Genomic DNA, 21,729 nt, shown 5'->3' on the forward strand with positions numbered 1-21,729 from the left:
GTGCCAGCTCGAAGAGCCGGATATTTCGCCGAAAGGCCCGCGAAAACTGGACGTTGAACGGTTCAGGCGCCGCGCTTGAACCGTTCTCAGTCGATGTTCAGCTCACGCATCCGGAGCTTGAGACCGCGCTCGGATACTTCCAAGACTGCGGCCATGGCCGACGTGTCCCCGGCGGTAGCGGCGCGCACCGCACGGATCTCGTCCTCCGTGAGATCCCGTGCACGCCGGATGGAGGAGCTCTGCTCCATGAGCTGGTACAGCGTGTTCTTGGCGATGCCCAGCGCGCGCGCGGTGGCGCCGATGCGAAAGCGATTCTGTCGCAGCGTGGTGAGCAGCCGTTCTTCGGTGATGCTCTGGGGCTGGTTGCCCGAGGGCGGTGGCGTGTGTACGGGACGCTGCGCCGCCGACGGCAACAGCAGTTGAAAGGTCTTGCCTACACGCAAAGGTGCGCCGCTGTGGCGGCTGACCACCAGCTCGCGGGCGAAATTCCTGAGCTCACGCACGTTGCCGGGCCACTCGTACTCCAGCGCACGCGCAACCAGTGAAGACGGCAACCAAGGGTTCTTCGGGTCGAGCTCCGTTGGTAGTGCGCCCCCCATCTCTTCGCTCAAGAAGCGAACGAGGAGCAGGCCGATGTCCGCTCTGCGCTGGCGCAGTGGGGCGACGGTGACGGTGTGTGCCGCAAGGCGCTGCAGCAGGGGAAAGCGAAACTTGCCCTGACGCGACTCCTCCTCGAGGGCCGCGTCCGTGGCGGCAAGGACGCGTACGTTCACCCTGGCCGGGGCGGGGCTGCCCACCGGCTGGATCTCTCCAGTCTCCAACACACGCAATAGCATGGGCTGGATCTCCTGCGGCGTTTCTCCGATCTCGTCGAGGAACAACGTGCCGCCATCGGCGTTGCCAAACCAGCCGGGTCGCGCTTCAGCGGCGCCAGTGAAGGCGCCCCGCCGATGGCCGAAGAGCTCTGCTACTGCAGTGGTTGGAGAAATGGCCGCCATGTTCGCGCATAGGAATGGCTTTCCCGCGCGCCCACTGCTCGCGTGGATGGCCTGCGCTACCAGCTCCTTGCCCGACCCTGACTCGCCGCGAATGAGCACTGGAGCGGCGTGAGACCCAGCACGTCGGATCTCGTCCCACAGGTCGACTATCGCGTCCGATTGGCCGACGATCCCGGCGACGGGTTGCACTCGTTCCGCGCGCGCCCGATGCAGCAGCAGCAGCACGCGATCGGCCAGCTCGAGGGTGACGCCGCGTTCCAGGCGCTCGAGGTCGACCCAAGTGGCCTCCGTCACGACTTCGCCGTCTACTCGCACGGACGCCTTCACCTGGCGACAATCCACTCGCAGCCCGGCTCGGTCCAAAAACAGCACCGTTGGGTCCCGACTCAAATACGCGTCCCGAAGTGGACCGCGAGATCCGTCCAGCCTCACGAAGTCGGGCGCCACGCGCGAGACGGCTACGGGGCGGTCGGCGAACAGACCCGTCGCCACTGCCCGAGCCCCCACCATCTCCAGATCCGGATGGCAGAGGACAGTCAGCGCCGCGATGTCTCGCACGGACGCTGGCGAAACCTCGCTCGCAGGGTCGAGGGTGGTTCGGGTCAGCGTGGAGGAGGCAGTTTTCGTGTTCGATCCGGACACGCCGCGTGACTCTACCGGAGCTGTCGAAGCCTCGCCAGGCGGCGCGCCGGTTCCGCGGCGGAGCAACAAAAATCAGCCGAATGGTGACGGCGCCCAAAACGGGGCTACGCTTTTCGACGCTCATGTCCAAACGAAGTCTTCTTCGCTTGCTCTTCGCGGCGGTGCTCGCCCTCACCTCTTCGGTCACGGTGGCGTGCTCGGACGACGCCGAGCCTGCCGGGTCCCATGGCTTTGGTGGCGGCGGCGGCACGGGTGGCAGCGGCGGCAGCTCTTCCGTGCTGTGCACGACGACGTTTCGCTTCCAGCCCGGCGCCGGGCTCGCCCCCAAGAGCGTGGCGCTGGCGGGAGAGTGGAACGAGTTCGACGCGACGGCGTTGATGCAGGGGCCGGACTCCAGCGGTGCGTTCACCGCCACGGTGGATCTCGCGCCCGGCATGTGGGGCTACAAGTTGGTGCTGGACGGCGACAACTGGATGCTCGATCCCGACGAGGGCTATCGGAAGTACGTCGGTAGCGAAGAAAACTCCGCGGTGCGTGTGCTCGATTGCAGCGTTCCGCGCCTGAGCGTCACGGACAAGTCCTCGGCGCAAGGAACGTACTCCGCGACGATCGCGTTCGAGGCGGCAAACTCCGGCGCGGCGCTTGCCAGCGCGAGCGCGAAGCTTCGTTTCGCGGACAGCGAGAAGGACGTGGACGTGAGCGTGGACGGCAACACCCTGTCGCTGTCGCTCTCCGGCTTGGCCGACGGCAAGTACACGGCCTACGTAACGGCCAAGGATGCGGCGGGCGCCGAATCCGAGCCGCTCCGGTTGGTGTTCTGGATGGAGCCGGAGGCCTTCGACTGGCAGGACGCGCTGATCTACATGATCATGACGGACCGCTTCAAAGACGGGGACCCGTCCAACGATCCTCCGCCCACGAGCGGCGTGCAGGACCCCCGAGGAGACTTCCAGGGCGGGGACCTGGAGGGCATTCGCGAGAAGATCGCCGACGGTACCCTGGACAAGCTGGGCGTGCGCGCGCTGTGGCTGACGCCGTTTCAAACCAACCCCACGGATCCGTATCTGGCGTCGGACAACTACCACCTGGTGACCGGCTATCACGGCTATTGGCCCATCAAGGCCCGAGAGGTGGATCCGCGTCTGGGCGGTGAAGCCGCGCTCCACGCCTTGGTGAAGGAAGCGCACGCTCACGGCATTCGCATCTTGATGGACTACGTGGTGAACCACGTGCATCAAGACCACGAGTATTTCAAGCAGCACCCGGATTGGTTCCGCACCGGTTGCGTGTGCGGAACCGCGGGCTGCGACTGGACGGCGCAGCGGCTGGAGTGTCTGTTCACGCCTTACCTGCCGGACGTGAACTGGACCAACTCGGCCGCCGCCGAGCAGTTCGTGGAAGACGCGGTGTGGTGGCTCGACACCTTCGACCTCGACGGCATTCGGGTGGACGCGGTGAAGCACGTGGAAGACGCCGCCGTCGCCAACCTCTCCACGCGCATCCGCGAGGAAATGGAGCCGGGAGGCACCCACTACTTCTTGATGGGCGAGACCGCGATGGGCTGGAGCGATTGCGGCGTGGACTGCAACAAGGACCAGTACGGCACCATCAGCCGTTACATCGGGCCTCACGGTCTGGATGGTCAGTTCGATTTCGTGCTCTATCACGCGGTGCCGTACCGCGTTTTCGCCTACGACCAGTTCGGCATGCTGCACGCGGACTTCTGGGAGCAGGCGAGTATCGAGCAGTACCCGAAGGGCAGCGTGATGACGCCCTACGTGGGCAGCCACGACACCGCGCGCTTCGTCACGCTCTCGACCTATCGCGGCCAACCGGGCTACGACCAGGGCATCCCCGGCATTCAGTGGGACAACGTGGCGGGGCCGCCTCCGGATGCGGAACCGTACCAGCGTCTCGGCACGGCGCTGTCTTGGCTCTTGGGCCTGCCCGGCGCGCCGCTGCTCTACTACGGCGACGAGTACGGGGAGTGGGGCGGCGCGGATCCCGGCAACCGCGCCATGTGGCGCGGCGACGCGAGCTTGAGCGCGAACGAGCAGTCGCTATTGGATCTCACGCGTAGGCTCGGGACGGCGCGCAAGGACTTGGTGGCGCTGCGGCGCGGGGCGTATCGCTCCCTGTATGCCACGGAGACGGTGCTCGTGTACGCGCGACAGACGGACGATGGGAAGGTCGCGGTGGTGGCGGTGTCGCGAGATCCCGGACCCACCACCAGCGAAGTGACGATCCCCGCGAGCGTGCCGCTGAGTGATGGGACCGTGCTCACGGATCGCCTGGGGGGCGCCTCGGTCACGGTGAGCGGCGGGAAGATGAGCATCGCGCTCGGTCCCCGCGCTGCCCAAGTGCTGGCGCCCTGAGGCGAAAAGCACGCAATTCTGCCCACAAATCCTGGTGTCTTGACGGCGCGCGGTGGTGCCAAGAAACCGTTGCTCGGGAGCACCGTAGTAAACGGGGACCGGGGGCTCGGGTCCCCGGAGGGAAAGGACACACCGTGGGCAAGACGTATCTGATCGCATTGGGCGTGGCACTTCTGACCGTTGGCTGCGACGACAAGCCGAGCAAGCCCCTGGCGCCGACGGCTTCTGCACTCGCCCCCGCGGACAAGCCGGCGGGCGCGACCACGCTGAAGGTGGAGAGCAAAGGCTCCAAGGTGGAGTTCTTGATGAACGCGCCAATCGAGAAGATCAATGGCGTGGTGGAAGACGGCGCAGAAGGGGAGATCAACGTCGACCCCAAAGACGTCTCCAAGACCACCGCCCTCATCAAGGTGGACCTCGACAAGCTCACGCTCTACCAGCAGAAGCGCGAGGACGAGAAGGGGGAGTTCAGCGAGCGCGCGAAGAACGATCAGCAGAACGCTCACGCACGGAACTGGCTCGAAATCTCGGAAGATGCGCCCAAGGACAAGCGCGAGGAGAACCGCTGGGCGGAGTTCAAGATCGAGCGGGTGGTGGAGCCCACCGCCAAGGACCTGACCACGATGAAGGGCGCCGAGCGCAAGGTCACCGGCTGGGCCACCGGCGAGTTTCGACTGCACGGTCGCAAGCAGGAGAAGCGCGTCAAGATCGAGGCGAGCTTCGAGTTCGACGGGGACAAGCTCACCGGCGTGAAGGTAAAGACCCTGGAGCCCATGAACGTCGGGTTGGAGGAGTTCGACGTGAAGCCGCGCGAAGCTTTCGGCAAGTTGGCGCAGAAGACGCTGGGGGCCCTCGGCAACAAGGTTGCCCAAGAGGCGCCCATCGAGCTCACGCTGTCTGCCAAGGCCAAGTGACCATCGACATGGAGCCTCGCTGCCCCGCACGATAGCCTGGCGGGGTGAGCGAGGTTCCGAATCAGAGCAAGGGCGGGTGCTTGAAGGTGCTCGCCATTGGCGGGCCCATCCTGCTCTTGATGGCGTTCCTTTTCTGGAAGGTAGCGGCGGCCAGCGGTCGCGCGGAAGACGTAGCGGCCCGGGTCACCACTCCATACTTGGAAGAAGTGCGCGCTGGGCACTACCAGCGCGCTCTGGAGCAGTACGGCAGCGACGAGCATCGTGCCGAGGTCAGCGCGGAAGCGCTGAAAGCCGCTTACGAGGATCTGATCCAGAAATGGGGCCCGATCCAGAGCATCGAGCTCTTCCGCGCCCAAGAGGAGCACCAGCTGTTCGGCGAATCGATCGTTCAAGTGCGCTACCTGATTCACCAGGAGCGCGCTACGTCGCACGTGATCTACGACATCGCAGGTGAGGGAGCGGCCGCCAAGATCCAGCGGAGCTACGAGCGACCCGGCACGGACACGCTGCGCCCCGCCCCGCGCTGACCCGCAGCGACCAGCCTCGGTCTGTCGCTCTTGGCGCGCGCCGCGCGATAGCGCGCCAAGAGCTTCGCCAGCCGCCGTCCGTCCAGGGGCTTGTGGACGACACGATCCGGACACGAGAGCTCGAGCCGCTGGCCTTCTACCGTGAGCAATCCGCCGGTCATGAACACGACGTGATCCGCGAGGGCCGGGTGTCGCGCCTTGATGTGCTCGAACAGCGCCAAGCCGTCCATCTCGCCCATCATGATGTCCGTGAGCACGACGTCGAAGCGCGGGTCCTTCGCCATCTCTTCCAGCGCTTGCTTGCCGCTGAAGCAGAGCACGACCTCGTGCTCTCGGTTGAGTAGGCGCGCGAGGGAGCGCGCCACGGGACGATCGTCGTCCACCACCAGAATCCTGAGCCGAGACAATATCGGAACGACACTCGAAACCACGGCCTGGCTGACGTCTTCAGTGGCTGCAGCTGGGAGCAACACGACGAAGCGCGTTCCCTTGCCGACCTTGCTCTGCACCTCGATGCGCCCCCCGTGCTGCTGCACGATGCGGCGACTGATCGCCAGGCCGAGGCCGGTGCCCTGCTCGGGTGCCTTGTTGGTGTAGAACGGCTCGAAGATCTTCGGGATCTCGCGGTCCGGGATGCCACATCCGGTGTCGACCACTTCCACTCGCACCTGATCTCCGACCTTTCGCGCGGAGATGCGAATGCTGTTCTCGGCCGCGGCGCCGGGCTTGATGGCGTGGGCCGCGTTGAGCACCAGGTTCAAGAACACCTGTCCCAGCTGGCTCTCCACGCCACGGACGGCCACGTCGTCGGCCTCTTGTAGCAGCATGGCGCGGGAGCGGACCTCGCTCTGGGTCATCTTGGCGACCCAGGTGAGGACACGGCGGATGGGGACTGCGCCCACCGATTCTTGGCCGTCGTTGGGGCGAACCATGGCGCGCAGCTGGCTCACCACGTCGCGGATCCGTCGGCCGCCTTCCGCGGCTTCCGAGACGGCCAGGGCGAGCTCGTCGTCGCTCTCCAGCTCCTGCAGCCGGCCCTGCACGAACTCCAGATTGCTGAGCACGTAAGACAGCGGGTTGTTGATCTCGTGGCCCACCCCCGCCGCCATGGAGCCCGCGGTGATCATGCGGTCCATCTCCATCATGTGCTCGGTGAGCTCACGCTCCTTGGTGATGTCTCGCATCACGGCGATGAAGCTACGGTCTCTGGAATCTGCCGGTACGATGGTGATCCCCACCTGGTGGCCGTTCTTGAGTGAGAGGTCGACGGACTCGGGGATCTGCCGCTCCAGAACCCGATCGATCATCTTCTTCAGGGAGTGGTTGCGAGAACCAGGCGGCAATAGCTCCGCGTACCTGAGCCCCAACGTGTGATCCGCCGGTCGCCCGGTGATGCGCTCCATCGCGGGATTCCAGAGCCGGATCGCGCCGTCTCCATCCACGAGAACGATGCCTTCGTCCACCCGCAAGACGACCAGATGGCTCAGGGTCTCGCTCTGGGTGAACTGCCGCTCGAGGACTTGGCGGGCGCGTTCGCTCTCGGACAGAAGCGTCGTGTACTCGGCAGCGTGCTGGCCCACGAGGGCCAGGGCGAACGCCAGAAAGCCATACTCCAGGGAGAAGGAATGGACGTCTATGACGTGGACCATCATCAGCAGGTCACGAAGGCTGGCCGCCACCCATACGCCGAGCCCGAGCCCCAAGAGCCAGGAACGCCGCTCGCTGCGCATCGTGTCCCACGCGCCGAAGGTCGCGAGGGAAAGACAGAACAGCATGAAGATCGTGCCCAGGGGCTCGGCGATCAAGGCCGCCGGGACGGGATGCTCGATGGTGGACAGCGTCAGCCACTCCACCTCGGTGGAAACCACCCAATGGGTTGCCACCAAGGGAACGAAGAAGATCGCCATCACCGCGTGGGCCAGTCGCCGCGGCCATGGGTTCGTGCGCCCACGTCGGATGGCACCGAACTCCAAGACCGCCAGGCTGATGATTCCAACCGCGACGAACTGGAGCTGCTGGAGGCGCACGGCTTCTTCGGGGGTCGACCAGCTCTGCGCGGCGACCATGTAGGCAAATGCGGCGGTCGCCAAGCACACCACGCCCACCCACAGGCGCTCCCGGGAGTGCGTCGTGCGACCCAGCCACAGCTCGAAGACCGCGAGCAGCAGGGCAATCGCGACGACGGCGATGTCACCGGCGACGAGGCCGCTCACCGCTCACCGCCCCCGTGCGCTGCACGTATCCTCACCTCCTTTCGGGACGGCCGCTGCCGCAGGAGCTTGAGTGACGAAGGTCAGCCTTTGGATTTTGTCGGGCCGCCGCGGCGACGCCACAGGGCGAACAACCCGAAAAGTCCCAAAAACACATTGAGCGGACCCGGGTTTCGGCCCACCGCGCTGCAGCCACAGCCGCCGTCGTCTTCCTTCGGGGTGGCCTTCGCGCCGCCGGCGCCGCCCGTGCCCCCGTCGGGCACAACGCCGCCGTCCGGCAGCTCTTCGCTGGCGTAGTCCCCACACGGCAAGAACGATTCCGGATTCTCGCGAGCCATCAGCGCGATTCCATAGGCACCCGCGCCGAACCCCACCATCGGCATCTCGCCTTTGTAGTCCGCGGTGCTCGCGTCGTGGAGCTCACTGATCAGATCGAAGTTCTCGCCCCCCTGATCCGTGATCCAGCCCAAGAGGCCGGGCGCGTCGGCGTCTCCGGCCATGCGCATGGCGTTGGCCGTGCGCAGGTCGACGAACACCCACTCCTGGCTGTCATACCAGCCGCCGTCGTCGTTGCGCATGAAGCCCCGACCGCTGGGGGGCACCAGCTTGGTCTTCAGGGCGTTGAAGGTGGCACTCGCCGCGCGCCCCTTTGGATCCACCAAGCCCATGCCGACGGCCTCGATGGCTGCGGCGTCCAAGAAGCCCGAGCCGCTCTGGAGCTCCTCGTGGCTTTGGGCGATGGTGCCGTCCGGGGCGGACAGCTCGCTGATGATGGCGTCTCGTGCCTTCTTGCCGGCGCTCCGATACTTCTCTGCGGCCGCGGCGTCGCCCATCCGATCCGCCAGCGCAGCGGCACGACACAAACCGTTGGCCGCGGTGATGGTGGTGTAGGCGAAGCGCTTCTGCTGCCCGTTCCAGTGCACTTCCCAGATGCTGGAGTCGGGGGCGATGAGGCCGCTGGGCTCCTGGAGCGCCACCAGCACGTCCGCCACCTTGCTGGAGATGGCGGGCCACCAGCTGCTCAAGGCGGCTTCGTCGTTCGACTTCTCGACGTACTCGTGCACCGTCCACAGGAACAGCCCGAAGCCGTCGAACTCGATGTTGGGGCCGTTCTCGTTCGAGTCCGACTCCTCCACGCCGTCGCCGAAGTAGCGCGTGATGCTGATCTGGTACGGCTGCCCGACGTAGTCCTGGTACTTGCCGCTGTCGGCACCGAGCTGGAACTCGATGGCCTTCTTGGCCTCGGCGGTGTGGCCAGAGCGCGAGAGTGCCACCACGGCGTAGGCCATGTCCCGAACCCAGGAGATGTTCCACATGCCGGGCGGCAGGCTGGCCAGGATCTGCCCGTTGCCTTTGCCGGCCTCGGTGACCTGCCCCATGCGCAGGATCGTCATGCTCTGGCGGAACAGATCCGACTCCGGAGCGGACAGCCCCGTGGGCGCAGGCGTGTGCCATGCATCCCATTCCGCTTTCTCCGCGGTGAGCAGCTGCTCCGGAGTGCGGCCATTGATCCAGCTCCGCACGGCGTCGATGCGCGGAGCCACATCACTCTTGTCGTCCAGCACCACGAAGGACCCTGCCCACGCGCTCTGGCCCGTGGCCAGGTTGCCCAGGGACCACTGCAAGCCGGCGGCGGCGTCGTCGAAGGTGCCGCCGGTGCCGGCGTTGTCGCTCAAGTCCGCGGCGGAGTTGAGCGCCGTGAAGGGGTTATCGGGGCTCGCACCATGGTGCGTCGATGGTCCGATGCTGCCGTAGGCCAGGGTGAGGCCGCTGGGCCCCCATTCCATCCACGCGTCCCGGGTGCCGTCCCAGGCGATCGTTTCTTGCTCCGACCCAGGGTCCGGCGCGCCGGCGCCGAGGTGGAAGTTGAAGAGGGCGTAGGCGTCCACCGGCTCGGCGCTGCCACTCGTGCGCTCCACGCGCAGCACGCTCACCAGCGCGCGCTCGGCGAGGCCGATGGGAACGAACTGGTACTCGTCGACGCTGAGGCCGCTCACGGTGCGCTGCACGTGAATGATGCCCGTGCCGACCTCGTATGCCACGGAGCTTGGCGTCACGTCGCCGAGCCAGGTCCCGGTGCTGCCCACCCGCAGCCCGGGGTACAGATCGTAGGCGACGTCCCGCGTCTGGGCGCCGTCGCTACGCGTGCGGTAGGGATGCTCCAGGAAGCTCGTGATGCGGTTCTGCGTGACGTCGTAGCCGGCCACGGCGAGGCCGTTGGACGACACCAGCATGTTCGCCGAGCGATGGGGCTGGGCCTCGGCCCAAGCTCGAGGTGCCGCGAGCGTGGTGAGGGCTACGAGGGACCCAGTGAGCGCCCGACGCAGCACGGGAGCGCTCAGTGGACGGTTTCGAAAGAGTCTTCCGGCTCGGTCTTGTCCCCGGGGACGAAGAGGAACACCAGCGGGATGATGCTGATGGACCCAAGGAGCAGGCCGACGATCTTTGCGAGGGTGACGAGACCAGGTTCCATGACGGCGTCGGAGCTTGGCCTACGGTGGGGGCCAGATCAAGCTGCCCGATGACATATCGGGGGTTTTCTCCGTTGGCGCGCCGCGGGTGGTGGGCTACTCGGTGGCCATGCGTCGAGCGGCGGCCGCGCTGATTTGCTGGAGCGTTTTCGGGGTGAGCGCCTCCGCGTGGGGCCAGGGCGCAGGGGTCGAGCCCGACACCGGGCCGAATCCGGTGCCGGGCCCCGGCGAGCCGCCGCCCCCCGAAGAGCCCCGCGCCGAGCCAACACCAGAACCCGTCCAGCTGGAGGAAACGCCCGCCCCCACCCCCGTGCCCGAGAAGAAGGTCGCTCAGGCGGTGGAGCCCGAGGCCATGCCCCAGCCGACCGCGAAGCCCGCGCCCGCACCGGAGTTTCCGAAGAGTCGTTTCTCCTTCGGCTCCTACGGTCGGGTGGTGGTGGCTTCCGATGGTCGCGGTGGCGAGGGACGCAATGCGGACGTCGTCGCTTATGGCTCACGCATCGACGAGGGCACCTACGCGGAGCTCGAGCTGCGCCGAGACGACGACTGGGAACCCGGTCTCACGTCGCGCGTGATCACCACCCTGGCCATCGCAGGACCGCTGTTTCACTACGACGGCCGCTTCGACGCCAAGCTCGCTCTGCGCAATCTGTACGTCGAGGAGCGCGGCATCGGCGACAAAGGCCTGTCGGCGTGGGTCGGCTCGCGCATGTACCGCGGTGACGACATCTACCTGCTCGACTTCTGGCCCCTGGACAACTTGAACACCGTGGGCGGTGGCGCGCGCTTCGATTTCCCGACCAGCAAGACCTACATCGCGTGGCACCTGGGCATGAACCGCGCTGCGGATCCCTTCCAGTACCAGGAGGTGGATCGCCCGGCGCCGCAGAACCAACCCGGGACCGAGACGGTCGCTCTGTTGGATCGCCCGCGAGTGATCTCCAGCCTCAAGGTGCAGCACATCCAGCCCTTGGGGGAACGCGCCGGCGTGAAGGGCGTGCTGTACGGCGAGGTGCACCGCCTGCCCAGCGGTGAGCGGGAACGGCAGCCCGGCGTGGTGGAGGACGTACCTGGAGACAGCGGCGCGCTGATCGGCGCACAGGTCGGGCTGTTCACCGGGAAGCGGGACACCTTCATCAACTTGTTCTTTCGCTACGCCCGGGGCTTGGCGGCCTACGGAGAGCTGGCCACGCCCGAGGGCACCAGCCCGGAGCGTACGGTGGAGGGCGCGACGGAAACCCGCATCGGCCTTTCGGCGAACTGGGAGGGCGGCCCCGTGGGCGTGGTGGCGGGCGGCTACTTCCGCAGCTTCCGCGAGCCGACGCCGGAGAAGTTCAACTACGGCAACCTGGACGAGGGCATCTTCGTGGTCCGCCCGCACCTGTTCTTGGGGGAGCACGCCGGCATCGCGGTGGAAGGCTCCTACCAGGCGCAGCAGCGCGGCATCCTCAACGTGGCGACCAACCAGCCGCTGCACGCGAAGCTCTGGCGCTTCGGGGTGATCCCCTACCTCTCCCCGTCCGGGGCCGGGGTGTTCAAGCGGCCGCAGCTACGCCTGATCTGGGCCGTGACGCAGCGCAACGACGATGCCCGAGCGCTGTACCCCTCGGACGACGTGTTCGCGCGGCGCAAGACGGAACAGTTCTTCGGCATTGGCGCGGAGTGGTGGTTCAACTCCACGAGCTACGGCGACTGAATCCTGCTAGGTCTGGTGTCATGGCCCATATTCGGGGAATGGCTTTCTTGGGGACGGCGCGCTTCATCAAGCGTGAGCACGGACAAGACGTGCTCGAGCGCATCGTGGAGCGCGCGGGGGAGGCGACGCAAAAGACGTTCGCCAAGAAGATCGACGGGCTGGGGCTGCATCCCTACGATGCCTTCGTGGGTTTGCTGCGGGCGGTGGACGCGGAGCTCGGCAACGGCGACCTCACGTTCTGCCGCAAGGTGGGGGACATGGCGGCACGCAACGACCTGGAGACCATCTTCAAGGTGTACGCCGTTCGGCCCAGCGCGGAGCAGATGATCCGCGGCTGCACGCCCATCTGGGGCATGTACACGGTAGATGCCGGCCTGATGGAAGCGGTGGACGTTCGCCCCGAGAGCACCAAGCTGCGCATCGTCGATTTTCCGGACATGGATCCGGCGCACTGCAAGCTGATGGAAGGCTGGATGATCGCCGCGATGGACGTGATCGGCGCGACGGTGTTGCCAGGCGCGAGCGAAACCGAATGCACCTCCCAGGGCGGGCGCTATCACGAGTTTTCTTGCCAGTGGACGCTGCGGGAGTGAGCAGGGTCAACACGGCGTGAATCGTGCTGGCGCGGGGCCGCGACCGCGTGCCACCCTACGCCCCATGGTCAACACGCGAGGGCTCGTGCTGGCGGCCGTCCTCGGCGCGGCTTCCACCGGATGCATGGACTTCGAAGGGCTGGAGGGGGACCGCCCGATCAAGACCAACGTCCAGGACTGGCGCAACGAGGTCGTCTACCAGTTGCTCGTGGATCGCTTCGCCAACGGCGATCTCGCGAACGACTACCGTGTCCAGCGGGACGCACCGGCGCGCTACCACGGGGGCGATTGGCGTGGCGTGGAAGAGCACCTCGACTACCTCCAGAACCTGGGCGTCACGGCGATCTGGATCTCTCCCATCGTGAAGAACGTGGAGACGGACGCGGGCGTGGACGGCTACCACGGCTACTGGACGCAGGACTTCACGCAGCTCAATCCGCACTTCGGGGATTTGGCGAGCCTGCGGCGCATGATCGACAAAGCGCACGACCACGGCATCAAGGTGATCCTGGACATCGTGGTGAACCACGTCGGCCAGCTCTTCTATTACGACATCAACCTGAACGGGCAGCCCGACGAGCGGGTGGAAGGGGCCGGACCGGTGATCGCGCCGAAGCCGCCCCAGGGCGGGACCGAGACCAGCCCCGTCGTCCACATCAACGAGTACGACCCGGACTACGATCCGCGAGGCGTGCAAGCCTGGACCAGCCTGGGAGAAGCCGGGCCGGCGCCCATCATCTTTGCCTACGACCCGGCGTCCAATCACATGCCCCCGGAGCCGGAGATCTTCCAAGAGCCCCGGGCCTACAACCGGCGCGGCCGGGTATGGGACTGGAACGACGACGAGCAGGTCATCAAGGGAGACTTCCCCGGCGGGCTGAAGGACCTCAACACCGAGGACCCCGACGTGCGGCAGGCCCTGACGGACGTCTTCGTGCACTGGGTGGAGCTGACGGACCTGGATGGCTTCCGCATCGACACCTTGAAGCACGTGGAGCACGGCTTCTGGCAGACGTTTGCGCCGCAGGTGCGCGCCCGCCTCGCCGCGGACGGCAAGAAGAACTTCTTCATGTTCGGAGAAGCCTTCGACGGCCGGGACGACTTGGTCGGCTCCTATACCTTCGACAACGAGGTCGACAGCGTCTTCTACTTCCCGCAGCACTTCACCGTGTTCCGCGACGTGTTCCAGCAGGGCCTGAGCACGGATCGCATCGAGACGCTGTTTTCACAGCGTCTGAATCCGGGTGGCAACTACGGCACGGTGCCGCAAGAGAACGGCATCGGCGTGCCCCCGAACAAGGCGCTGGTGAACTTCCTGGACAACCACGACGTCTCCCGCTTCTTGTTCAACCGTCCGGATCCCGCGGCGCTGAACAACGCGCTCTTGTTCCTGTTCACGGAGGACGGCATCCCGTGCGTGTACTACGGCACGGAGCAAGCCTTCTCCGGCGGCAACGATCCGGCGAACCGCGAAGACCTGTGGAAGAGCGGTTACGACCAGCAGAGCCCGCAGTATCAGTGGATCCGCCGTCTGTCGCGGATCCGCCGGGCGTATCCCGCGCTCACCCATGGGGATCTCAAGATCACTTGGGCATCGGATCGCGCGGGGGACGAGCCGGACGCCGGCATCGTCGCCTTCGAGCGCACCGGCGGCGACGCCGGGGACGCCTACGCGCTGGTGGTGATCAACACCAACGCGAATCACGAGAGCTCCCCGCAGTTCAACGGCACGCCCATGACCACGTCTTTGCCCGATGGCACCGTGCTCGTGAACGTGCTCGATCCGAACGAGGCGCCCGTCACCGTGGGCGCCGGGGGTGGGCTCAGCGTCACGGTCCCCGCCACCAGCGGCAAGATCCTGGTGCGCCAGGGCGACGTGGTGGCGGGCCTGTGATCACGTGAAGGAGCTCGAGCGCAGCCTCGGAGCGGTCAGCGTCATCGCCATCAGCATGAGCTCCATGCTGGGCAGCGGCATCTTCGTGCTCCCGGGCCTGGCGGCGGCCAAGACAGGGCCCAGCGTGTGGCTCGCTTACGTGCTGGCGGGGCTGTGCGTGTTTCCCGCGGCGGCGTGCAAGGCGGAGCTGGCCACGGCGATGCCCACCTCCGGCGGCACCTACGTGTACATCGATCGCATCTTCGGGCCGCTGGCGGGAACCGTGGCGGGCATGGCGCTGTGGCTCAGCATGCTCATGAAGAGCGCGTTCGCGCTGGTGGGTTTCGGCACCTATCTCATCGCCCTGAGTGACTTGCCGGTGAAGCCCACGGCGTCGGTGCTGCTGGTCGCCATCATGGCGCTCAACGTGCTGGGCGTGCAGAAGGTGGGCAAGGCGCAGACCGCGGTCGTGTTCGTGGCGGTGGTGGTGCTCATCGGGCTCATCGGCTTTGGGGTGGGGGACATAGAGCGTGAGAACCTGCGCGGTGGTCTGGTGCACGGCCCCGGCGGCTTGCTCGCCGCCACGGGCTTCGTGTTCGTCGCCTACAACGGCGTCACCAAGGTCGCGGCCATCGCGGAAGAGGTGAAGAACCCGGAGCGGAACATCCCCCTGGGTATGCTCGGGTCGCTGTTCTTCGTCGTGATCCTGTACGCGGCGTTGGCGCTCACGTTGGTGGGCGTGGTGCCCCACGAACAGCTGGGCACGGATCTGCATCCCATCTACACCCTCGCCAGCCGCGTTGGTGGGCGCTGGGTCGCTGCCGGTGCCGCGGTGCTGGGCGTCATCACCATGACCAGCATGGCGAACTCGGGTCTCTTGGCGGCCTCGCGCTTCCCCTTCGCCATGGCGCGGGACCGGCTCTTGCCGGACGTGCTGAAGGACGTGCACCGCAGGTTCCTCACGCCGGTGCCCGCCATCTTGCTCACCGGCATCACGATGATGGTCGCCCTCTGGCTGCTGGACGTGGAGCGACTGGCCAAGATGGCGAGCGGTCTCGTCATCATGCTGTTCATCACCGTGAATCTCTCGGTGGTGGTGTTCCGCGAGAGCGGGGTGCACTGGTACCAGCCGAAGTACCGCTCCCCGCTGTACCCGTGGCTGCAGGCCTTCGGAGTGCTCGCTGGCCTGGCGCTGCTCGTGTCCCTCGGGCCGCTGGTGCTGTTCGGTGCGTCCTTGGTCGTGATCCCCGGGCTCGGCTTGTTCCTGTTCTACGGACGCCGGCGCACGGTCCGGGTCGGCGTGGTGGGGCAGCGCGCGCGCCGCGCGGAGCTGCTCCAGGGTGGCCCCAGCTCGGTGCGGCCGGAGTTCAGCGTGGAGGGCAACGCGCCGGTGGTGGTGGCGCTGTTCGGCAAGGAACACTCGCCGGAAATGGTGGTGGAGCTCGGCGCCGCGCTGGCAGATCGGGAGAAGCTCCAAGTGCTGCACCTGACGGAAGTGCCTGAGCAGACGCTCTTGGACGCCGCGCTGGAAGAAGACGTCGCCGTGCGCTCGCTCCGCCGCCGGGTGATGGCGCTGGGAGAGGACCGCGCTGCGGACATCGAGTTCCACGCCGTGCTCTCTCGCGATCTGGGCCAGACCGTGCTCAGCGCCACGGCCAAGGTCAGCTGCCACTGGGTGGTGATGGAATGGCGGGGCCGCGAGCGCGACACGCTCCTGCCCTACAATCCCATTGGTTGGCTGATCAACAACCTGGACGCCAACCTGGCGTTCTACAAGGACGCGGGCGTGCGCCACGTGCGCGAGATCCTGGTGTACGCGGAGCCGGGGCCGCACGACGCGCTGGTGGTGGAAACGGCCAATCACCTCGCGCGGCTGTGGCGCGCGAACGTGACCATGGCGCGCTTCGTGGCGGACGACGCGCCGCAGACGTCGCTCCAGGCCGAGCGCGACTACGTGGGCCAGTTGTGCCATTTGTGCACGGCACCTACCAGCGAGCTCATCGTGCGCGGCAAGAACAAGATCCAAGCGCTCTCTGCGCTCACGGCCGCCTACGACCTCTTGGTGATGAGCGCGCCGGACGTGACGCTCTTGCGGCAGATTCGGGGTACGGACCAGGACCGCATCAAGGCGCGCGCCGGTTGCTCCGTGCTCACGGTGCGCACTCCCCGCGGCCGGACCCACGAAGCCTTCGCCAAGCTCAAGGCCGAAGCGCCGGTGGAGCAGTGTCGACTGCCGGAGTACGTGGCCCCCAACGCGCTCTCGGCGCGCGTACAGGTGCCCAACAAGGACGCGCTGTTCAGCTACTTCGCCAAGATGTTCGCTCCCGTGCTGGGCAACGTGTCGATGCAAGACATCGACGCCGCCTTGTGGGAGCGGGAGCGCACGCAGAACACCTCCGTGGGGCACGGCGTGGCGCTGCCCCACGCCACCATCAACGACGCCAAGCGCGCCTATGTGGGCGTGTTCACCACGGACAAGCCCGTGGATTACCTGGGGCCGGACGACCAGCCCGTGGATGTGTTCTTCGTGACCATCTGCCCGCCCAGCGAGCGGCAGACTCACTTGCAGCTGCTCTCACGCATCGCGGCGTTGTCGCTCAAGACGAATCTCCTCGAACGCCTGCGCGAGGCAGAAGACCCCGAAGCCATGCGTCGCGCCATCGAAGAGTGCAGCACGCAGATCGAAGCTTGAGGTAACACTCGCGGGCTGAGGTGGCGTGTGAAGGGAACACGTCAGCGGCAGATCTCCCGACAAAACCGGCGCAAGCACCTTGGCACGGTGCTTGGACTGGAGCTGGGTCAGGAGGTTACCAAGAATGAAACGGATTCTCTCGACGAGCGGCTCTGCGCTTTTGTGCATCGCCGCACTCATGGCGGGCTGCAGTGGCGCTGACGACACGGCGAGCCCGCGCAGTCCCTCGTCCGGCACCGGAGGTAGCAGCGGAAGTGGTGCGGAGTACGGCAGCGGCGGGGCTGCAGGCTTCGATTCGAGCGGGGGCGACACCGGAAGCGGTGGCACCACGTCCAGCTCGCCCTGTCAGAAGAAGAGCGACTGCAAGCTGCCCGAGTGCGCCAAGAAGACGTTCTGCAAGAACCTTCTGAGCGACGGCGGGATCGGCGGCAGCGCCGGAGAAGGCGGCGCGGCGGGGTCGGGCTCGAGCGCCGGCACCGGTGGCTTGCCCAATCCGGGCATCGACGGCGGGCCGATCGCCATCGACAGCGGCATTGGATTGGTCAACGTCAACGCCTCGATCTCCACGGCCAAGACGGACAGCTGCGTCAACGGGCTGGACATCTCCCAGACGACCCTCACCGTCGACGTCGACAACAAGAAGCCCAGCGCGCAAACGTTGATCTTGTCGGGCGAAGTGAAGCTCGAAAGTGGTAGCTCGAGCCAGACTTGGCCGATGTTTCTGACGCAGACCCAAATCACGGTCAAGGCCAACTGGTCGAAGTCCGTGTTGCTGGAGACCACTGGCCTGCCGACGCCCGACTCCTGCAGCTACTGCGATCAGGACGCGACGGTCTCCCTGACCTACGAGCGTGAGGACAAGACGAAGAAGACCGTGAGCTTCGGACCCTACAAGATCAAGTGCAACTGATCTGATCTCGAGCACAGAAGGCGCGCAGCGGTGAAGGTCGCTGCGCGTTTTCTTTTTGTGGAGGTAACACGACGCGCTCCGATGGAGACGTCCTGGTAACAGCTGTCAGGCAAACCACCGCAGAAACGAGCGCCTAGCGCGCGGCACGGTAGCTGCAATTCGTAGCGCTCATGAAGACTCGCACTCGCATGGGCTGGATGACTCTGGGCATGTCGCTGTCACTCGCGAGCTGCGCCGCCGGTACGTCGTACGACGGCGAAAGCGGCGCCGCAGGCGCAGGCTCGAGCAGCATCGAGGGCGCCGGCAACTACCCCGGCGGTAGTCTCCCCGGCGCCAGCTGCAGCCAGGTGAAGGTCACCACGTCCGGCGCGGACCTCAACGTCCGTCCGACGCCCGATACCAGTGGCGCCCCCGTCGGCTCGCTCGCGAATGGCACTGTGGTGGACGTGCTCTCCGAAACCGACGGCGAGGCCGTCAACGGCATGAGCAAGTGGTACGAGATCCAGTCAGGAACGCTCGAGGGATACGTCTCGGCGGCCTACGCGGTCTGCGCACCCACGGTGACCGAAGACGTCCAGTTCTACCTGCCCTTCAAGTGCGGCTTCACCACCACGATCAGCCAAGGTAACGGCGGTACGACCAGCCACGGGGTCGGCAAGAAGACCGAGTTCGCCTTCGATTTTCGCGCCCCGGCGGACACGCCGATCATGGCCATGGCCGACGGCGTCGTCGCGCACGTCTTCGACGAAACGGTTCCGGGTGACCCCTGTTACTTGGGGGGCGGCGCGGAGTGCTACGCCTACGCCAACCTGGTCGTTCTTCGCCACGCCGACGGTACGACGACCTTGTACAAGCACCTCAACGGGGTGCGCGTTGCGGTGGGCGATTCGGTCGTTCGTGGGGAACGCATCGGCCGGTCGGGCACGACGGGGCAGTCGACCGGGCCGCACTTGCACCTGATGCGTCAGGAGGACTGCGGCCAAGCCAACTGCCAGTCGATCCCGATGAAGTTCGAAGACGTTCCCGGCTCCGGTGTGCCTGCCGACGAGCAGGAAGTGACGAGCGGCAACTGCAAATAGAGCCTCGAAAGGTGTCCAAAATGTCCGTCCAGAAGTCTCAGAGCCAAGTGGTGGGTGCGGTACTCGTCGCGGCCGGTTCGTTGCTGCTGCTCATCGCGCTGCCGACGACCGCGTTCTCCGGGTATCACGTGTTCCTCGATCCGAGGGGAGCGATCTCTGCCCGGGAAGCCGCACCTTTCTTTGCGCTCGGCGCGGTGACCATTCTGCTGGCCGCACTCCCTCTGGCGCTCGGCGCCATCCTGATGAGAGCGCCGGCGCCGCCCGCAGTGTCGTTCGGCGCGGAAACGGCGATTGGTCCCAGAGCGCCCACGCTCCCGACGATCCGTCCGCAGGCGGGCTACCCCACCCACTATCTCCTCGCGGTCGTGACCGCCCTGCTGCTGCTGAGCGCGCTCGTGTTGGCAGGGACGGCCGCGTATCACGCAAAGCAAAGCAGCCACCACAGGGCCTACGCATACTCGGGCTGGCACGTCGACTACCGCCGCTTGGCGAGGGCCAACACGGAGCGCACCAACGGTTTGATGCTGCTCGGCGCTGGCGGCATGTTCTTCCTCTGCGCACTGGGGTCCGGCGGCGCCACCTGGGCATCCGCGCGTCGCCGTCGTCGGGTCGGCTGATGGCCAAGCGCACGATGGCCGCGCTCTTGGGACTCGCGATCGCTGCCTGCGCCGAGGCGCCCCCAGACTCGATCCCGAGAGCTTCCACAAGTGCCGAGCTCTACCCGGTGCTGCAGCCGTATCAGGACGAGCTGGTCCTGTACGACCTGGTCGACGAGGATCGCGTTGGAGGTCCGCGTCCAATCCCGCTGGCGATACGGCGACCGCTGGGACTGAAGGGTCCGTTGCCGGTGGTGATCTGGTCTCACGGCGGCGCGCACGGCAGCACCTCGCCCCAGAACAGCATGGAGGAGTGGAGTCGGTTCGCGGCGCGCGAAGGCTACGTGTCGGTCAGCATCGCTCACGTACCCCGGAGCGACGAACAGCGCGCAGAGCTGTGCTCAGAGCTCGCCATTCCCGACTGCGAGCTGTTCAAGTACCTGAACTGGGATCGTCCGCGCGACATCGAGCTGGTGCTCGACGCGCTGGAATCCCCGGAGCCAGGCTCGCCCTTCGCCAAGGGACGGATCGACTTGCAGCGCATCGCCCTCGGAGGGCACTCCGCAGGGGCAGGCGCGACGATGATGGTCGCCGGCGCCATGCGCACCTATGGCGGCGTGCCCACCTGGATGGAGGACCCCCGACCGCGTGCCTTCCTGACGTTCTCGCCGCAAGGTCCGGGATCCGAGGGCTTCGTGGAGAGCTCCTGGGACGGCGTGCTTCGACCCAACCTGCTGGCTACGGGGCTGGGTGACGAGAACGACGGCAACACGCCGGAGTCGCGCGCGCTGCCCCATGATCTGATGCCCCCCGGTGACAAGTTCCGCGTCTTTCTCGCTGATCTCGGCGCCGTGCACGGCGTGTTCGATCACAAGCCCGAAGCCTGTGCCCACGACTATCCCCTCGATCACTGCAAGCAGCTCGTGGGTTGGCTCGAAAGCGCCACGCTGGCGTTTCTGGACGCGTACTTGCGCGACGACGCCAATGCCCAGCGCTGGCTGGCTTCCGACAACCTGCCCAAGGCCTCCGTCGGTGTGGCGCAATGGAGTCATCGTTGAAGCGCGCGTTCTTGCTCGGGGTAGCGCTCGCGGCATGCAGCGGCAGCGAAGGAGCGGTGGTCACCCCACAGCAATCCTGTGACGCGACGGATTGGTCTGCTTGCCGGTACGTGGGTGAGCACCATCCCGTCATCGAGCTGTCCGGCGGAAGCGTGGAGAACCCCGCGCTGAAGCGCTCGATCCCCGCGCTCTTGCGCTTGCCCGCGGACTCCGCGGGCCCTCTCCCGGTGGTGATCTGGTCCCACGGCGGGGGCTTCGACGACGCCGGTCAGAAACTGGGCGCGCGCTGGGGACAGACCATCGCTGCTGCGGGCTACCTCGTGATCCACGTGGCCCACATCGTGCCGAGCGCGACACAGATCGCGACGCTGTGTGCCGAGCTCGACATCCCCCCGAGCGAATGCAGCGGCGAGTGGTCGTTGCCACAGGTCGTCCGTGCGCGGGACGTGAGCGCCGTGCTCGATTCGCTTCCGAAGATCGGCGAGTGGCTCAGCCAGAAGGGCGGTGCCAGCTTGGACACCTCGCGCGTGGCCATCGCCGGCTGGTCCGCGGGGTCGCAGCCGGGACTGCTGCTTGCCGGAGCGCGCATCGAGCTGACGCCGTCCCTCGGGTTCAGCTCGCTTGACCTACGGCCCTCTGCTTCGGTCGCCCTCTCGCCGCAGGGGCCTGGCTTTTCCGGCTTCTTCGCCGACGCCGCCGGTTCCTCCTGGGACGAGATCCAGCGTCCGACGCTGGTGCTCACAGGTGACAATGACATCAAGCCCCAGAACCCGGACCTGCTCGGTAGCATCCGCCGACAAGCTTGGGAGAATTTGCCGGGTGCAGACGGACGCCAGCGCTTGCTCTACTCCCATATCCCCGCCGGCGTCGGCGAGCACGGCAGCTACAACCTGGGCGACGCCCAGAGCAGCGACGAGCGCCTGAGCCGTTTGAGTGAAGCGCTCAGCTCCACCGTGCGGGCGTTCCTGGATGCCGAGCTGAAGCATTCGTCCGAAGCGCGCGACTACGTGGGCTCCGAGCGGCCACGCTCCCTCGCCGGGACTGAGCGCAGCGATTGGCTCGCAAAGTAGCGAGCAAATCCAGACTTCTTGTCGG

General features: G+C 66.5%; 15 protein-coding genes. 12 read left to right on the forward strand and 3 right to left on the reverse strand.

Annotated features, from left to right (window positions below):
• Window positions 1–86: 86 nt before the first annotated feature.
• Window positions 87–1,556 carry a sigma-54-dependent Fis family transcriptional regulator gene (locus H6717_36700; protein ID MCB9582636.1) on the reverse strand — a complete coding sequence of 490 codons (1,470 nt, stop codon included), beginning with the start codon at window positions 1,554–1,556 and terminating at the stop codon, window positions 87–89.
• 206 nt (window positions 1,557–1,762) lie between these two features.
• Between H6717_36700 and H6717_36705 the strand changes: the two genes are divergently transcribed.
• The 3 genes from H6717_36705 to H6717_36715 all read left to right on the forward strand — a co-directional run bounded on the left by H6717_36705 (window position 1,763) and on the right by H6717_36715 (window position 5,456).
• Complete coding sequence (locus H6717_36705) at window positions 1,763–4,015, forward strand: glycosyl hydrolase (protein MCB9582637.1); 2,253 nt, start codon at window positions 1,763–1,765, stop codon at window positions 4,013–4,015.
• A 134-nt stretch (window positions 4,016–4,149) separates the two neighbouring features.
• Window positions 4,150–4,929 (forward strand): YceI family protein, encoded by a 780-nt coding sequence (locus tag H6717_36710; GenBank protein ID MCB9582638.1) that lies wholly within the window; start codon window positions 4,150–4,152, stop codon window positions 4,927–4,929.
• A 44-nt stretch (window positions 4,930–4,973) separates the two neighbouring features.
• Window positions 4,974–5,456 carry a hypothetical protein gene (locus H6717_36715; protein ID MCB9582639.1) on the forward strand — a complete coding sequence of 161 codons (483 nt, stop codon included), beginning with the start codon at window positions 4,974–4,976 and terminating at the stop codon, window positions 5,454–5,456.
• Here the strand turns inward: H6717_36715 and H6717_36720 are convergent.
• Both H6717_36720 and H6717_36725 read right to left on the reverse strand, forming a co-directional pair.
• Window positions 5,411–7,669, reverse strand: coding sequence for a response regulator (locus H6717_36720; protein MCB9582640.1), 2,259 nt, complete (start codon window positions 7,667–7,669; stop codon window positions 5,411–5,413). The two genes, H6717_36715 and H6717_36720, sit on opposite strands and share 46 nt — an antisense overlap.
• An 80-nt stretch (window positions 7,670–7,749) precedes the next feature.
• Window positions 7,750–9,996 carry a hypothetical protein gene (locus H6717_36725; GenBank protein ID MCB9582641.1) on the reverse strand — a complete coding sequence of 749 codons (2,247 nt, stop codon included), beginning with the start codon at window positions 9,994–9,996 and terminating at the stop codon, window positions 7,750–7,752.
• Between the two features lie 250 nt (window positions 9,997–10,246).
• Here H6717_36725 and H6717_36730 point away from each other — a divergent pair, with 250 nt between their 5' ends.
• The 9 genes from H6717_36730 (at window position 10,247) to H6717_36770 (ending at window position 21,704) form a co-directional block, all read left to right on the forward strand.
• Complete coding sequence (locus tag H6717_36730; protein ID MCB9582642.1) at window positions 10,247–11,833, forward strand: carbohydrate porin; 1,587 nt, start codon at window positions 10,247–10,249, stop codon at window positions 11,831–11,833.
• A 20-nt stretch (window positions 11,834–11,853) separates the two neighbouring features.
• Entirely contained in the window at window positions 11,854–12,426 is a 573-nt protein-coding gene (locus tag H6717_36735; protein ID MCB9582643.1) for a hypothetical protein, read from the forward strand.
• A 64-nt stretch (window positions 12,427–12,490) separates the two neighbouring features.
• Window positions 12,491–14,320 (forward strand): alpha-amylase, encoded by a 1,830-nt coding sequence (locus H6717_36740; GenBank protein MCB9582644.1) that lies wholly within the window; start codon window positions 12,491–12,493, stop codon window positions 14,318–14,320.
• Window positions 14,321–14,324: 4 nt separating this feature from the next.
• The gene (locus H6717_36745) at window positions 14,325–16,991 is read left to right on the forward strand and encodes an amino acid permease (protein MCB9582645.1); all 2,667 of its coding nucleotides are present in this window, start codon (window positions 14,325–14,327) and stop codon (window positions 16,989–16,991) included.
• 124 nt (window positions 16,992–17,115) lie between these two features.
• Window positions 17,116–17,901 carry a hypothetical protein gene (locus H6717_36750; GenBank protein ID MCB9582646.1) on the forward strand — a complete coding sequence of 262 codons (786 nt, stop codon included), beginning with the start codon at window positions 17,116–17,118 and terminating at the stop codon, window positions 17,899–17,901.
• 170 nt (window positions 17,902–18,071) lie between these two features.
• Entirely contained in the window at window positions 18,072–18,980 is a 909-nt protein-coding gene (locus H6717_36755; GenBank protein ID MCB9582647.1) for a M23 family metallopeptidase, read from the forward strand.
• 20 nt (window positions 18,981–19,000) lie between these two features.
• A complete protein-coding gene (locus H6717_36760; protein MCB9582648.1) occupies window positions 19,001–19,597 on the forward strand; it encodes a hypothetical protein in 597 nt (198 codons plus the stop codon).
• Window positions 19,597–20,634, forward strand: coding sequence for a hypothetical protein (locus tag H6717_36765; protein ID MCB9582649.1), 1,038 nt, complete (start codon window positions 19,597–19,599; stop codon window positions 20,632–20,634). Before H6717_36760 ends, H6717_36765 begins: the two co-directional genes overlap by 1 nt.
• Window positions 20,631–21,704 carry a hypothetical protein gene (locus H6717_36770; GenBank protein ID MCB9582650.1) on the forward strand — a complete coding sequence of 358 codons (1,074 nt, stop codon included), beginning with the start codon at window positions 20,631–20,633 and terminating at the stop codon, window positions 21,702–21,704. Before H6717_36765 ends, H6717_36770 begins: the two co-directional genes overlap by 4 nt.
• Window positions 21,705–21,729: the final 25 nt, after the last annotated feature.

It is taken from the genome of Polyangiaceae bacterium (assembly GCA_020633235.1).
GTDB lineage: Bacteria > Myxococcota_A > Polyangia > Polyangiales > Polyangiaceae > JACKEA01.

Excerpts from the sequence above, each read along its gene's own strand:
- H6717_36705 (MCB9582637.1), top strand. The coding sequence starts at position 1,763 with ATGTCCAAACGAAGTCTTCTTCGCTTGCTCTTCGCGGCGGTGCTCGCC.
- H6717_36755 (MCB9582647.1), top strand. The coding sequence starts at position 18,072 with ATGAAGACTCGCACTCGCATGGGCTGGATGACTCTGGGCATGTCGCTG.
- H6717_36730 (MCB9582642.1), top strand. The coding sequence starts at position 10,247 with ATGCGTCGAGCGGCGGCCGCGCTGATTTGCTGGAGCGTTTTCGGGGTG.
- H6717_36735 (MCB9582643.1), top strand. The coding sequence starts at position 11,854 with ATGGCCCATATTCGGGGAATGGCTTTCTTGGGGACGGCGCGCTTCATC.
- H6717_36760 (MCB9582648.1), top strand. The coding sequence starts at position 19,001 with ATGTCCGTCCAGAAGTCTCAGAGCCAAGTGGTGGGTGCGGTACTCGTC.
- H6717_36740 (MCB9582644.1), top strand. The coding sequence starts at position 12,491 with ATGGTCAACACGCGAGGGCTCGTGCTGGCGGCCGTCCTCGGCGCGGCT.
- H6717_36750 (MCB9582646.1), top strand. The coding sequence starts at position 17,116 with ATGAAACGGATTCTCTCGACGAGCGGCTCTGCGCTTTTGTGCATCGCC.
- H6717_36765 (MCB9582649.1), top strand. The coding sequence starts at position 19,597 with ATGGCCAAGCGCACGATGGCCGCGCTCTTGGGACTCGCGATCGCTGCC.